Here is a 13,371-nt window from a genome sequence, read left to right on the forward strand (position 1 = left end):
CCCGCCGCGTCAGATCGTACCGTTTTCGCGCAGGTGTGCCACGGTGGCGGCGTCATAGCCCAGCGCCTCGAGGATCGCCTCGCTGTGCTCGCCGAGGGCGGGCACGGCATCCATGCGCGGGGCGTAGGCGCTGCTGCGGCCCGGCGGCACCAGCGCCGGCACGCGCCCGCTAGGGGTGTCGACCTCGCGCCAGCCGTCGCGAGCGGCGAGCTGCGCATGATGCCAGACGCCGGTCATGTCGTTGACGTGGGCATTGGCGATCTGGGCGGCATCGAGCCTGGCAATGACGCCGTCGGCGGTGAGCTCGCCGAAGACACCGAGGATGATTTCCCGCAGCGCGTCGCGGTTGGCCGAGCGCTTGAAGTTGGCGTCGAAGCGGTCGTCGGTGGCGAGCCGCGGCATCTCGAGCACCCCCTCGCAGAAGAGCGCCCACTCCCGCTCGTTCTGCAGACCCAGCATGACGGTGCCGCCATCGCCGGTGGCGAAGGGGCCGTAGGGATAGATGGTCGAGTGCGAGGCGCCGGCGCGGGGCGGTGGCGGGGCGCCGTCGAAGGCGTAGTACATCGGATAGCCCATCCACTCGACGAGACTTTCCAGCATCGAGACGTCGATACCGGAACCTTCACCGGTGCGTCCGCGCAGCAGCAGCGCTGAGAGAATGTTGGAGTAGGCGTACATGCCCGCGGCGATGTCCGCCACCGAGCAGCCGGCCTTGGCCATCGCTTCCGGTTCCGGGCCGCCGGTCACCGAGAGAAAGCCCGCCTCGCTCTGGATCAGCAGGTCGTAGGCTTTCTTGGTCGCATACGGGCCGCCTTCGCCGTAGCCGGAGATATCGCAGACGATCAGCCTGGGGTAGCGCGCATGCAGGCTGTCGAAGTCGAGCCCCATGCGCGCCGCCGCGCCGGGGGCGAGGTTCTGCACCAGCACGTCGGCCTCGCCGAGCAGGGTGTCGAGCACGGGGCGAGCATCGGCATGCTTGAGATCCAGCGTCAGACTCTCCTTCGACCGGTTGGTCCAGACGAAATGCGAGGCGAGGCCGTTGACCCGCTCGTCGTAGCCGCGAGCGAAATCGCCGACGCCGGGACGTTCGATCTTGATCACTCGCGCGCCCTGATCGGCGAGCTGGCGGGTGCAGAAGGGCGCCGCGATGGCGTGCTCGAGGCTGACCACGGTGATGCCGTCGAGCGGGCGGGGGGCTTGGCCGGTCATGAAGACTCCTGTCGAAGCCGGCGGCGTTACGCCCTCAAGCTGAGCGACGCCGCCGGAAGATGGGGTAACGCCGAAGCGTTGCAAGCCGAATCGTTAAAGCAGCGTCTCGAATCGCTCGAGCCCGGCGAGCGCCCAGGCGTGAGCGATCAGTCGCGTGGCCTCGTCGGCATCGGCAGCGCCGGAAAAGGCGAGCAGGCGACGAAACTTCGCCTCGAGTTCGTCGCGTTCCAGCGTATTGCCGGGGTCGCCCTTGGGCTCGTCGATGGCCGCGCTCAACGTGCGCCCGTCGCGGGTGGTCACCTCGACCCGACCCAGCCAGCGGCGGGGATAGGCCGCGTCGATCTCGTCGTCGAGGGTCATCGAGACGCGCTCGCGAAATGCCGCCACCCGCGGGTCCTGCAGGGCCGAGTCGCGAAACCGCTCGAGACTCGCCTCCCCATATACCGCGATCAGTCCGAGTACCGTGCCCATCGAGAACTTCGCCTGATGGATCGTGCGAGGGACCGTCACCGGTCCCAGCACGTCGATCGCCGCCTGATGCACGTGGGCGGTGAGCGCGTGGATGTCGTCATGGCGAAGCGATTCGCGGGCCATCAGCGTCTGCAGCGCATCCGCCGCCGGGTGCGTATGCCGGCACGAGGCGTGGAACTTGAACGAGGTCTCGGTCAGCGCCCAGCGGCTGCCGAGCCCGGCGATCAGCCGCTCGGGGTCGGCATCGCGAGACATGCCGGCGCCCAGCCCCTGCGGCCCTTCGAGCAGATGGCGCGCTCCGGTGAGTCCGGCCCGGGTGAGATAGGCCGCGAGCACGCCGTCGGCGGCCGCCTTGGCGGTGTGCAATTGTTTGGAATCGGCGGCGTCGCGCAGGAACTCCCACAGCCCTGCTGCCTGGGTGCCGGCGCTACCCAGCAGGTTGACGAAGCCGTCGGTATCGAGCTTCAACAGCTTGCCGGTCGCGACGGCGGCGGCGATCGTCCCGGCGGTGCCGGTGGTGTGGAAGAGGCGATAGTGCGAGCGGCCGAGGAATTCGCCGACGCGAATCCCGGCCTCGTAGCCCGCCACCGCGGCGGTGATGAAGTCGGCGCCGCTCGCGCCGAGCGCCTGCGCCGTCGCCAGTGCCGCCGGAAAGACCACCGTGCCGGGTTGCAGCACCGAGGCGTTGTGGAGATCGTCCTGTTCGACCACGTGGGAGGCCGCGGCGTTGACCATCGCCGCGAACGGCGGCGAGGTCATGCGGCGATCGGTGAGCTGCTGGCTGGGGCCATCGCTCGGCCCCATCAGCCGGCTGTAGTCCTCGAACAGCGGTATCGGCGCGTGGCCTTTGCCTGCCAGCGCCGAGCCCAGCCAGTCGAGATAGAGTGCCTGGCAGCGCGCGACCCCATCCGAAGGAAGCTGCTCGAAGCGTAGCGACGCCAGGAACTCGGCGAGACGATGGGTGTAGTCGATGGCAGGCATCTCGGCTCCGGTCACGGTTGATCGATCAGAACGAACGCGGCAGATCGAGCAGATGCTCGGCCACGTAGGAGAGAATCAGGTTGGTGGAGATCGGGGCGACCTGATAGAGCCGCGTCTCGCGGAACTTGCGCTCGACGTCGTACTCGGTGGCGAAGCCGAAGCCGCCGTGAGTCTGCAGGCAGACGTTGGCGGCCTCCCAAGAGGCCTTCGCCGCCAGATACTTCGCCATGTTGGCGCTGGCGCCGGCGGGCTGGCCCGCATCGAACGCCTGGCACGCCTGCCAGCGCATCAGATCGGCGGCTTCCACCTCGATGTGCGCCTCGGCGATGGGGAACTGCACGCCCTGGTTCTGCCCGATGGGCCGGCCGAAGACCACGCGCTCGCCGGCGTAGTGGCGCGCCTTGTCGATGAACCAGCGGCCGTCGCCGATGCACTCGGCGGCGATCAGCGTACGCTCGGCGTTGAGCCCGTCGAGAATGTAGCGAAACCCCTTGCCCTCCTCGCCGATCAGGCTCTCTTCGGGGAGTTCGAGCTCGTCGAAGAAGAGCTCGTTGGTTTCGTGGCCGACCATGTTGGAGATCGGCTGCACGCTCATGCCGTTGTCGATCGCCTGGTGCAGATCGACCAGGAAGATCGACATCCCCTCGGACTTGCGGGCGACCTCGGCCAGTGGCGTGGTGCGCGCCAGAAGAATCATCAGATCCGAGTGCTGCACCCGGGAGATCCAGACCTTCTGGCCGTTGATCACGTACTTGTCGCCGCGCTTGATCGCGGTGGTCTTGATCTGGGTGGTATCGGTGCCGGCGGTGGGCTCGGTCACTGCCATCGACTGCAGGCGAAGCTCGCCGCTGGCGAGTCGGGGCAGTATCTCCGCCTTCTGCGTTTCGCTGCCGTGCTTGAGCAGGGTGGCCATGTTGTACATCTGGCCGTGCACGAAGCCGGCGTTGCCGCCGCAGCGATTGACCTCCTCGAGGATCACCGAGGCCTCGGCAAGGCCCAGCCCCGAGCCGCCGAACGCTTCGGGAATCATCGCCGCCAGCCAGCCGGCCTCGGTCAGCTCGGTAACGAAGGCGTCGGGAAAGCCCTGCTGCTCGTCGATACCGCGCCAGTACTCGGCGCTGTAGTTCTGGCAGACGCTGCGAACGCCGTCACGGATGGCGTCCAGAGACTCTTGATCCAGTGGGGCGACGCTCATGGGGTTGGATCTCCGTGATCGATGTCGAAACTGACGCTGGCGCGGTGCGCCGGCCCGAACTCGTTGCCGGCGGTGAGTTCGGCGCGACCCGGTGAGACGAGCCGACCGGTGGTCTGGAAGGTGCGCTCGGCGGTCAGCGGGCGTAGGCCGCGATAGGTGAACTCGGTGACGCGAGCCTCGGGGTGGGCGGCGCAGAAGGTGTCGAGCTGCAGCGTGGCGATGAGCGGGCCGTGGACGACCAGATCGGCGTAGCCCTCCGTCTCGGTGGCGTAGGGCCAGTCGTAGTGGATGCGGTGGCCGTTGAAGGTCACCGCCGAGTAGCGAAAGAGCAGCGTCGGCGTCGGGGTAACGGTGCGCGACCATTCCGCGTCCGGCATCGGCTCGTCGAGTTCACGCTTCGGCGGGGCGGGCTGGCGGTAGACGATCTCCTGCGTTTCGCGGATGGCGATGTCGTCGCCTTGGCGGTAGTCGTGCCGAACCGTCACGAACAGCAGGGCACCGGTGCGGCCCTGCTTCTCCTGAATGTCGGTGACGGTCGATTCGCGTTCGGCCGCGATGCCCACCCGCAACGGGGCCAGGAATTCGACGCGCCCCCCCGCCCACATGCGATTGCGATCGTCCGCCGGCGGCAGAAAGCCGCCCCGCGCCGCGTGGCCGTCCGCGCCCAGGCCGTCGGCGGTAACCGGGTTCTGGAAGAACGCCCAGTGCCAGAGTGGCGGCAGCGCCTGACCCGGCGCCGGGCAGTCGTGCCCGAGCGTCGCCGCGACCCGCGCGGCGAGCGCCGGATCGAGCGCATCCGAACAGCGCTCCTGGTTGCCGATCCAGCGGTCCAACGGTTCCTGCGACATGCGGCTTGCCCTCGAGGATGTCCAATGCCGTCAGCATCCTCGAAAGGCGTCGTGGCGGCCATTCGGCTTTCGCGGTGGGGGCCTTCGGTTTTGCTGAATGCGACCTTGGTGGTAGGGGCGGTGGCGGGCCATGTCGAGCGAGGCGAGAAGCCTGCCAGCGTCCGGCATCGGGGTATCACCCAACGAAAACGCCCCGCGACACGCGAGGTGTCGCAGGGCGAGCGTTGCTAACGTCTCGGGCGAGCGTGCGGTGGGCTTACGCCTCGTCCAGCTTCTGCTTGAGCACGCCGTTGACCTGCTGCGGGTTGGCGGTGCCGCGAGAGGCTTTCATCACCTGACCGACGAAGAAGCCGATCATCTTGCCGCGCTTGGCTTCGTCCGCTTCGCGGTACTGGGCTACCTGGACCGGGTTGTCGGCAATGACCTGGTCGATCATCGCTTCGATGGCGCCGGTATCGGTGACCTGCTTGAGCCCCTGGGCGTCGATGATCTCGTCGGCGCTCTGACCGTCGTTGTTCCACAGGGCGGCAAAGACCTGTTTGGCGGCCTTCCCGTTGATGGTGTCATCGAGCACACGGCTGATCAGCCCACCGAGCTGCTCCGGGGTGACCGGGCTGTTCTTGATGTCGATGTTTTCGCGGTTGAGATGCGCGGAGAGTTCGCCCTGGACCCAGTTGGCGGCCTGCTTGGCATCGCCGCACACGGCGAGAACGGCCTCGAAGTACTCCGCCGTCGGGCGCGTCGCGGAGAGCACGCCGGCATCGTAGGCGGAGAGGCCGAGATCGCTCTCGAAGCGATTGCGCTTCTCGGTGGGCAGCTCCGGCAGGGTGGTGCGCTGGTGCTCGATGTACGCGGAATCCAGCATGATCGGCAGCAGGTCGGGGCAGGGGAAGTAACGGTAGTCGTTGGCTTCTTCCTTGGTGCGCATGCTGCGGGTCTCGTCGAGATCCGGGTCGTAGAGGCGCGTCTCCTGCACCACCTTGCCGCCGTCCTCGATCAGCTCGATCTGGCGCTCGACCTCGAACTCGATCGCCCGTTCGACGAAGCGGAACGAGTTGACGTTCTTGATCTCGGCACGGGTGCCGAAGGCTTCCTGCCCCTTGGGCCGCACGGAGACGTTGACGTCGCAGCGCATCGAACCCTCGGCCATGTTGCCGTCGGAGATCCCCAGATAGGTGACGATGGCGTGGATCGCGCGGATGTAGGCGACCGCTTCCCTGGCCGAGCGCATGTCGGGCTCGGAGACGATCTCCAAAAGCGGGGTACCGGCGCGGTTGAGATCGATCCCGCTCATGCCGTGAAAGTCTTCGTGCAGCGACTTGCCGGCGTCCTCTTCCAGGTGCGCGTGATGAATGCGCACGGTCTTGCGCTCGGTCTCGTCGAGTACCAGCTCCACCTCACCCTTGCCGATGATGGGCTGGGCCATCTGGCTGGTCTGATAGCCCTTGGGCAGGTCCGGGTAGAAGTAGTTCTTGCGCTCGAACAGCGAGGTCTCGGGGATTTCGGCGTCGATGGCGAGGCCGAACTGCACCGCCATGGCGACCGCGCCCTCGTTGAGCACCGGCAGCACGCCCGGCAGTCCCAGATCGACGGCGCAGGCCTGGGTGTTGGGCTCGGCGCCGAACGCGGTGGAGGCCCCGGAAAAGATTTTCGACTGGGTCGCGAGCTGAACGTGGACTTCCAGCCCGATGACGGTTTCCCACTGCATTAGGTTGTCTCCTGATCGGCCGGGTGGCGGCGGTGCCAGTCCGTCGCCTGCTGGAACTGATGCGCCACGTTGAGCAGCTGCCCCTCGGCGAAGTGCTTGCCGAGAATCTGCAACCCTACCGGGCGCTTGCCGGCGAAGCCGGCGGGCACGCTGATTCCCGGAATGCCGGCCAGGTTGACGGCGATGGTGTAGATGTCCTGCAGGTACATCGACACCGGGTCTTTCTTGGCGCCGAGGTCGAAGGCGGGCGTCGGCGCGGCGGGGCCCATCAGCACGTCGACCTGGTCGAAGGCGTCGAGGAAGTCCTGGCGGATCAGGCGGCGGACCTGCTGCGCCTTGCGGTAGTAGGCGTCGAAGAAACCTTCCGACAGGGTGTGCGTGCCGATCAGGATGCGGCGCTTGACCTCGTCGCCGAAGCCTTCGGCGCGGGTGCGCTTGTAGAGATCCTCGAGATCGGCGGGGTTGTCGCAGCGGTGGCCGAAACGCACGCCATCATAGCGCGAGAGGTTGGACGACGCCTCTGCCGGGGCGATGACGTAGTAGGCCGGCACGGCCAGATGCGTGTGCGGCAGGCTGACCTCGCACACCGTCGCGCCGAGGGACTCGTAGACGCGAATCGCTTCCTGAATCGCGCTCTCGACGTCGCTGTCGAGACCGTCACCGAAGTACTCCTTGGGCAAACCGATCTTGAGCCCGGCCAGCGGCGTATCGAGTTCGGCGACGTAGTCCGGCACCACGCGGGAGACGCTGGTGGAGTCGCGCAGATCGTGCCCTGCCATGGCGCCGAGCAGATGAGCGCAGTCTTCCGCGCTGCGCGCCATCGGGCCGCCCTGATCGAGACTGGAGGCGAAGGCGATCATGCCGTAGCGGGAGACGCGGCCGTAGGTCGGCTTGAGACCGGTGATGCCGCAGAAAGCTGCCGGCTGACGAATCGAGCCGCCGGTGTCGGTGCCCATGGCGGCCGGGGCCAGCCCGGCGGCGACGGCCGCAGCGCTACCGCCGGAGGAGCCACCGGGGATGGCACTGCGATCCCACGGGTTCTTCACCGCGCCGTAGTAGCTCGTCTCGTTCGACGAGCCCATGGCGAACTCGTCCATGTTGGTCTTGCCAAGGCTGATCATGCCGGCGGCTTCGAGCTTCTCGACCACGGTGGCGTTATAGGGGGCCTCGAAGTTGTCGAGCATCTTCGAGCCGCAGCTGGTGCGAACGCCCTGGGTGCAGAAGATGTCCTTGATCGCCAGCGGCAGACCGGCCAGCGGGCGGCTGTCGCCCTTGGCGCGAGCGGCGTCGGCGGCGTCGGCCGCCGTCAGCGCCTGGTCGCGCGTGACGGTGATGAAGCTATTGATGTCGCCGTCGAAGCGCTCGATGCGCTCGAACAGATGGGTCGTCAGCTCTCGGCTGGAAAAGTCGCCGGCCTTGAGCCCCTGGGCGAGCTCCGTGAGCGTCTTGTGGTGCATGGAGTCGAAGTTCCCTATTGGATGGTCCCGGCCGCGAGCGGGTCTTCATCGCGGTTCCGAAAAAACAAAGTCATCGATGCGCGCGGTCCGGGCCGTCGCGCAACGACGCGCGTCATTTCAATGCAAGTCTCACTCGACGACGCGAGGCACCAGGTAGAGCCCTTCGGTGGTCGCCGGGGCGCAGGCCTGGAACGTCTCGCGCTGGTTGGATTCGGTCACTTCGTCCGGGCGCAGGCGCTGGGTGGCGTCCAGCGGGTGCGAAAGCGGGGCCACGCCCTCGGTATCCACTGCCTGGAGTCGGTCGACCATCTCCAGAATGTGTGTGAGATCATCCACGTAGCCGTGGGCTTCGGCATCGTCCTTCAAACCGAGACGGGCGAGATGGGCTGCTCGCAGAACGTCTGCGTGTTCGATTGCCATCGGCAGTTCCTCATTCGAAAAGCGCGTCAAAAAAGCGATCGAAACGTTCATGCTCAAGTGCAATGAAACGTCGATCCGGGACCTCGGAAAATGGGGGCAAGACTACCATAATCTCGCCGCCGCTGGCAGGCGCGCGCTTGCTGGTTACCCCCCGCGGTGATACCGTTTGCCTCCGCACAGGGTTCCGGTCTGGACTAGGTAAAAGTTTCCATGTTTAAACGTTTACGGGGGCTGTTCTCGAGCGATCTGTCGATCGATCTGGGAACCGCCAACACGCTGATTTACGTCCGCGGCCGGGGTATCGTCCTGGACGAACCCTCCGTTGTGGCCATCCGCCAATCCGGCAACATGCGTAGCGTTGCCGCCGTGGGTCTGGATGCCAAGCGGATGCTCGGGCGCACGCCCGGTAACATTACCGCCATCCGTCCCATGAAGGATGGCGTGATCGCCGATTTCACCGTTACCGAGCAGATGCTCCAGCACTTCATCCGCAAGGTGCATCAGAGCACCTTCCTCACGCCGAGCCCGCGGGTCCTGGTCTGCGTTCCCTGCATGTCGACGCAGGTCGAGCGCCGCGCGATCAAGGAGTCCGCCGAAGGGGCGGGTGCCCGTGACGTCTATCTGATCGAAGAGCCGATGGCGGCTGCGATCGGTGCCGGACTGCCGGTGGAAGAGGCCCAGGGTTCGATGGTGGTCGACATCGGTGGCGGCACCACCGAGATCGCGATCATCTCGCTCAACGGTGTCGTCTACTCCGAGTCCGTCCGCATTGGCGGCGACCGCTTCGACGAGGCGATCACCTCCTACGTGCGCCGCCACTATGGCAGCCTGATCGGCGAGGCCACGGCCGAGCGAATCAAGGAAGAGATCGGCTGTGCCTACCCCGGCGGCGAGCTGCGGGAAATCGACGTCCGCGGTCGTAACCTGGCCGAGGGCATCCCGCGCAGCTTTACGCTCAACTCTCACGAGATCCTCGATGCGCTGCAGGAGCCGCTGGCGGCGATCGTGGCCGCGGTGAAAAGCGCGCTCGAGCAGTCACCCCCGGAGCTCGCCTCCGATATCGCCGAGCGTGGCCTGGTGCTTACCGGTGGCGGGGCGATGCTGCGCGACATCGACAAGCTCATCGCCGAGGAAACCGGGCTTCCGGTCATCATCGCGGAAGATCCGCTGACCTGTGTGGCGCGCGGCGGTGGCAAGGCGCTGGAAATGATCGACCAGCATACCTTCGAACTGCTCTCCAGCGATTGAGGCCATCCGCGCCGCCGTCGCCACTCGGCAGCGGCGGTCGCCGGTAGGCGGGGGTGAGGCCTATCAAACCGCTGTTTTCCTACGGCCCGGTGCCGACGTACCGCATGCTTCTGTGTGCGGTACTCGCGTTCGGGCTGATGTTCGCCGAACACCGCTTCAGCGCGGTGGAAACGGCACGCTCGCACTTGACCTCGGTCGTTGCCCCCATCCAGTGGCTGGTCAGTCTGCCCAGTGAAGGCATGCGCTGGGGCGCGATGGCCATCTCCGATCAGCAGAGCCTGATCGACGAGAACCAGCGCCTGCGAGAACAGCTCCTGACGCTCTCCAACCGGGTACAGCGCATGGCCAGCCTGACCGCGGAGAACGTGCATCTTCGCGAACTGCTCAATGCGCCCAACCCCGATGATGTCCCTTACATCACGGCAGAACTCCTGTCGCTGGACTCCGATCCGTTCACTCAGCAGATCGTGATCAACCGAGGTCGTCGCGACGGCGCCTATATCGGCCAGCCAGTGATGGATGCCTCGGGGTTGATCGGCCAGGTCGTGTCGGTCTCCGCCTATACCAGCCGGGTGTTGATGGTGGCCGATGCCAATCACGCCGTGCCGGTGGAGATCAACCGCAACGGGCTGCGCTTCATCGCCCAGGGTACCGGGCAGCTGGATATCCTCGACGTTCCCAGCGTGCCGGCGACCGCGGATATCCGCGAAGGTGACCTGCTGGTGACTTCGGGGCTCGGCGGGCGCTTTCCGCGGGGCTATCCGGTCGCGCGTATCAGTGACGTCCAGAGAGAATCGAGCCAGGCCTTCATGGAGGTCACCGCCGAGCCGATCGCCCAGCCGGAGCGCTCGCGCTACTTCCTGCTGCTGTTTCCGCCGGACCCGCCGAGTACCGATGGCCTGGACGGCGCCGAGCAGATGGCGCGGCGCGTGGTCTGGCCCGGCGACCCGGCCAACCCGGACGTCGGACGCATCAGCGAGGCCGGGCTGACGGCCGCACTCAAGATCCAGGACGTGGGAGAGTCGCCATGACCCTCTTCGGCTATCTGTTTGTCTGGTTCACGCTGCTGCTGGCGCTGTGTCTTCAGGTGATGCCGCTGCCGGACGCCTGGCTGGTGTGGCGCCCTGACTGGCTGGGGATCCTGCTGGCCTACTGGTGCGTGGCCACACCGCAGCGGGTCGGCGTGATTCACGGCTTCGTGCTGGGGCTGGCGCTGGATCTCATCGAGGGCGCGCCGTTGGGTCAGAACGCGCTGACGCTCTCGCTGCTCGCCTATCTCTTTCTGCTGCTCTATCAGCGCTTTCGGGTCTATTCGATCTGGCAGCAGGCGGTGCTGGTCTTCGTGCTGCTGGGTATCGCCCAGCTGCTGGAGCAGTGGCTGCGCACCATCTTCGGACCGGTCTCGGTGAGTCTCGAATTTCTGATCCCCGCGCTGATCGGGGCGGCCCTGTGGCCGTGGCTCTTCACGATGATGCAGGTGGTGCGCCGCCGGCTGGGTATCGGTTAGCGTCCGATACCCCTCAATTAGAGGTTTCTCATGTCGTCCTCCACGCCCGCTGCGCTTCGTCTAGCTTCCGCGTCGCCTCGCCGGCGTGAGCTGCTGGCGTCGATCGGACTCAGCGTCGAGATCGCCCCCGCCGACATCGACGAGTCTCGCGATGACGGCGAGTCGGCGCCTCTCTTCGTCTCGCGACTCGCCCGCGAGAAAGCGAAAGCCGGTCATCGCGCCGACGGTCTCGCGACCCTCGGCGCGGATACGATCGTGGTCTGCGACGACGCGGTGTTCGGCAAGCCGACGGATGCCGCGGACGCGCGCCGAATGCTCGAGGCGCTATCGGGGCGTGCCCACCGGGTGCTCAGCGCGGTGGCGGTCATCGGCCCGCGCGGGCTGACCGAATGCCGTGTCGCGACCACGGTGCACCTGCGCGAGATCGCCGAGGTCGAGATGGCGGCCTACTGGGCGACGGGGGAGCCGATCGACAAGGCGGGCGGCTACGCCATCCAGGGCCGCGCGGCGATCTTCGTCGAGCGTCTGGAAGGGAGCTACTCGGCGGTGGTCGGCCTGCCGCTTCACGAGACCGCCGAACTTCTGAGCGCCCAGGGCGTCCCACTCTGGTCGTGACGCGCGCCATGGGGATCGCACGAAGGCTCGTCGGCGCTAGGTGGCTTGCCCGCAAGCGCGGTCGTACCACAAACCCGCGCAGGGCTGTACCATCAAACCCGCGCAGGGCTGTACCATCGAACCCGCACAGGGCTGTACCATAACCTCGCGACGGCGCCGCGCGCCGTCCGCCGCTACCCAGTCACTCGCGCCCAGTCACCTGCGCCTGGTCACTCGCGTCCAGTTACCCGCGATAAGGATGTCCGCATGAGCGGTGAGGTACTGATCAATCTGACGCCGATGGAGACGCGTGTCGCCGTCGTCGAGAACGGCGTGCTTCAGGAAGCGTTCATCGAGCGCAGCCGGCGCCGCGGCATCGTGGGCAACATCTACAAGGGCAAGGTCGCCCGCGTCCTGCCCGGCATGCAGGCCGCGTTCATCGATATCGGTCTCGAGCGTGCCGCCTTCATTCACGTCAACGAAGTGATCGCCCCCGACGCGCATCCCAGTGACGCTGCCTCCATCGGTCATCTGCTGCACGCCGGCCAGTCGCTGGTGGTGCAGGTGACCAAGGACCCGATCGGTTCCAAGGGCGCCCGGCTCACCACGCATCTGTCGATTCCGTCGCGGTATCTGGTCTACATGCCGGACTCGCCGCATGTCGGCGTTTCCCAGCGTATCGAGGACGACGGCGAGCGCGAGCGGCTCAGAGCGCTGGTCGAAACTGGCCAAACCGAGATCGGTGACGACAATCAGGGCGGGTTCATCGTGCGTACCGCTGCCGAAGGGGTGGGGCGCGACGAACTCTTCGCCGACATGGTCTTCCTGCAGCGGCTTTGGCAGAAGATCGCCGAGCAGAAGCTCACCGCCGCCGCGCCGAGCCCGATCTACGACGACCTGCCGCTGTTCATCCGCACGCTGCGCGACGTGATGCGCGACCAGATCGAGAAGGTGCGCATCGACTCGCGCGAGAACTACTTTCGGCTCAAGGAGTTCGCCCGCGAGTTCATGCCGACGCTCGAGTCGTGCATCGAGTACTACCCCGGCGAGCGACCGATCTTCGATCTCTACAGCGTCGAGGACGAACTGCAGAAGGCGCTCAGCCGCAAGGTGCAGCTCAAGTCCGGCGGTTATCTGGTGATCGACCAGACCGAAGCGATGACCACCATCGACGTCAATACCGGCGGCTACGTCGGTCATCGCAATCTCGAAGAGACGATCTTCAAGACCAACCTCGAGGCCGCCACGGCGATCGCGCGCCAGCTCAGGCTGCGCAATCTCGGCGGCATCATCATCATCGATTTCATCGACATGGAAGAGCTCGAGCATCAGCGCCAGGTGCTGCGCGTGCTCGAGAAGGCGCTGGAGCGCGATCACGCCAAGAACAAGCTCACCGGCGTGACCGAGCTCGGCCTGGTCCAGCTCACTCGCAAGCGCACCCGCGAGAGCCTGGAACAGACGCTCTGCGAGCCGTGTCCGACCTGCCACGGCCGCGGCGCCATGCGCACGCCCGAGACCGTCTGCTACGAGATATTCCGCGAGATCCTGCGCGAGGAGCGGGCCTACTCACCCGAAACCTACATGGTGCTGGCGTCGCAGTCGGTCGTCGACCGGCTGCTCGACGAGGAGTCCGCGGCGGTGGCCGATCTCGAGTCCTTCATCGGCAAGACGATCCGGTTTCAGGTCGAGGCGCACTACTCGCAGGAACAGTACGACATCGTGTTGATGTAACG

The 13,371-nt window shown here is 66.4% G+C and carries 12 protein-coding genes; 5 read left to right on the forward strand and 7 right to left on the reverse strand.

Translation table 11 applies throughout. The features are described from left to right. Nucleotides 1–9: 9 nt before the first annotated feature. The 7 genes from DOM33_RS09500 to gatC form a co-directional block, all read right to left on the reverse strand. Nucleotides 10–1,209, reverse strand: a complete 1,200-nt coding sequence (locus DOM33_RS09500; RefSeq protein WP_110668215.1) for a CaiB/BaiF CoA transferase family protein — start codon at nt 1,207–1,209, stop codon at nt 10–12. Between the two features lie 93 nt (nt 1,210–1,302). Further along, entirely contained in the window at nt 1,303–2,661 is a 1,359-nt protein-coding gene (locus DOM33_RS09505; protein ID WP_110668661.1) for an MmgE/PrpD family protein, read from the reverse strand. A gap of 25 nt (nt 2,662–2,686) precedes the next feature. Beyond that, on the reverse strand, nt 2,687–3,856 hold the full coding sequence (locus tag DOM33_RS09510; RefSeq protein WP_110668216.1) for an acyl-CoA dehydrogenase family protein: 1,170 nt from the start codon (nt 3,854–3,856) through the stop codon (nt 2,687–2,689). After that, entirely contained in the window at nt 3,853–4,704 is an 852-nt protein-coding gene (locus DOM33_RS09515; protein WP_110668218.1) for an HTD2 family dehydratase, read from the reverse strand. The genes DOM33_RS09510 and DOM33_RS09515 overlap by 4 nt, the downstream gene beginning before the upstream one ends. A 256-nt stretch (nt 4,705–4,960) precedes the next feature. Continuing rightward, complete coding sequence (gene gatB / locus DOM33_RS09520; RefSeq protein ID WP_110668220.1) at nt 4,961–6,412, reverse strand: Asp-tRNA(Asn)/Glu-tRNA(Gln) amidotransferase subunit GatB; 1,452 nt, start codon at nt 6,410–6,412, stop codon at nt 4,961–4,963. Continuing rightward, a complete protein-coding gene (gene gatA / locus DOM33_RS09525) occupies nt 6,412–7,869 on the reverse strand; it encodes an Asp-tRNA(Asn)/Glu-tRNA(Gln) amidotransferase subunit GatA (RefSeq protein WP_110668222.1) in 1,458 nt (485 codons plus the stop codon). The genes gatB and gatA overlap by 1 nt, the downstream gene beginning before the upstream one ends. A gap of 129 nt (nt 7,870–7,998) precedes the next feature. Beyond that, nucleotides 7,999–8,289, reverse strand: a complete 291-nt coding sequence (gene gatC / locus DOM33_RS09530; protein ID WP_110668664.1) for an Asp-tRNA(Asn)/Glu-tRNA(Gln) amidotransferase subunit GatC — start codon at nt 8,287–8,289, stop codon at nt 7,999–8,001. Nucleotides 8,290–8,499: 210 nt separating this feature from the next. On the opposite strand from gatC, the gene DOM33_RS09535 reads away from it, so the two are divergent. From DOM33_RS09535 to rng, 5 genes are all read left to right on the forward strand, one after another. Then, nucleotides 8,500–9,537, forward strand: a complete 1,038-nt coding sequence (locus DOM33_RS09535) for a rod shape-determining protein (RefSeq protein WP_110668224.1) — start codon at nt 8,500–8,502, stop codon at nt 9,535–9,537. A 53-nt stretch (nt 9,538–9,590) separates the two neighbouring features. Then, a complete protein-coding gene (gene mreC, locus DOM33_RS09540) occupies nt 9,591–10,568 on the forward strand; it encodes a rod shape-determining protein MreC (protein ID WP_275425796.1) in 978 nt (325 codons plus the stop codon). Beyond that, nucleotides 10,565–11,044 carry a rod shape-determining protein MreD gene (gene mreD / locus DOM33_RS09545; protein WP_110668227.1) on the forward strand — a complete coding sequence of 160 codons (480 nt, stop codon included), beginning with the start codon at nt 10,565–10,567 and terminating at the stop codon, nt 11,042–11,044. Before mreC ends, mreD begins: the two co-directional genes overlap by 4 nt. Nucleotides 11,045–11,074: 30 nt before the next feature. Next, nucleotides 11,075–11,659 carry a Maf family protein gene (locus tag DOM33_RS09550; RefSeq protein WP_110668229.1) on the forward strand — a complete coding sequence of 195 codons (585 nt, stop codon included), beginning with the start codon at nt 11,075–11,077 and terminating at the stop codon, nt 11,657–11,659. A 246-nt stretch (nt 11,660–11,905) separates the two neighbouring features. Beyond that, nucleotides 11,906–13,369: a ribonuclease G gene (gene rng / locus DOM33_RS09555; protein ID WP_110668231.1), complete on the forward strand. Its 1,464-nt coding sequence runs from the start codon at nt 11,906–11,908 to the stop codon at nt 13,367–13,369. Nucleotides 13,370–13,371 lie beyond the last annotated feature (2 nt).

The sequence above is a fragment of the Salinicola halophilus genome, from assembly GCF_003206155.1.
GTDB classification, from domain to species: Bacteria; Pseudomonadota; Gammaproteobacteria; order Pseudomonadales; family Halomonadaceae; genus Salinicola; species Salinicola halophilus.

Bases quoted from the DNA above. Each gene is read 5' to 3' on its own strand.
- DOM33_RS09500 (WP_110668215.1), bottom strand. From the start codon at position 1,209: ATGACCGGCCAAGCCCCCCGCCCGCTCGACGGCATCACCGTGGTCAGC.
- DOM33_RS09505 (WP_110668661.1), bottom strand. From the start codon at position 2,661: ATGCCTGCCATCGACTACACCCATCGTCTCGCCGAGTTCCTGGCGTCG.
- DOM33_RS09510 (WP_110668216.1), bottom strand. From the start codon at position 3,856: ATGAGCGTCGCCCCACTGGATCAAGAGTCTCTGGACGCCATCCGTGAC.
- DOM33_RS09515 (WP_110668218.1), bottom strand. From the start codon at position 4,704: ATGTCGCAGGAACCGTTGGACCGCTGGATCGGCAACCAGGAGCGCTGT.
- gatB (WP_110668220.1), bottom strand. From the start codon at position 6,412: ATGCAGTGGGAAACCGTCATCGGGCTGGAAGTCCACGTTCAGCTCGCG.
- gatA (WP_110668222.1), bottom strand. From the start codon at position 7,869: ATGCACCACAAGACGCTCACGGAGCTCGCCCAGGGGCTCAAGGCCGGC.
- gatC (WP_110668664.1), bottom strand. From the start codon at position 8,289: ATGGCAATCGAACACGCAGACGTTCTGCGAGCAGCCCATCTCGCCCGT.
- DOM33_RS09535 (WP_110668224.1), top strand. From the start codon at position 8,500: ATGTTTAAACGTTTACGGGGGCTGTTCTCGAGCGATCTGTCGATCGAT.
- mreD (WP_110668227.1), top strand. From the start codon at position 10,565: ATGACCCTCTTCGGCTATCTGTTTGTCTGGTTCACGCTGCTGCTGGCG.
- DOM33_RS09550 (WP_110668229.1), top strand. From the start codon at position 11,075: ATGTCGTCCTCCACGCCCGCTGCGCTTCGTCTAGCTTCCGCGTCGCCT.
- rng (WP_110668231.1), top strand. From the start codon at position 11,906: ATGAGCGGTGAGGTACTGATCAATCTGACGCCGATGGAGACGCGTGTC.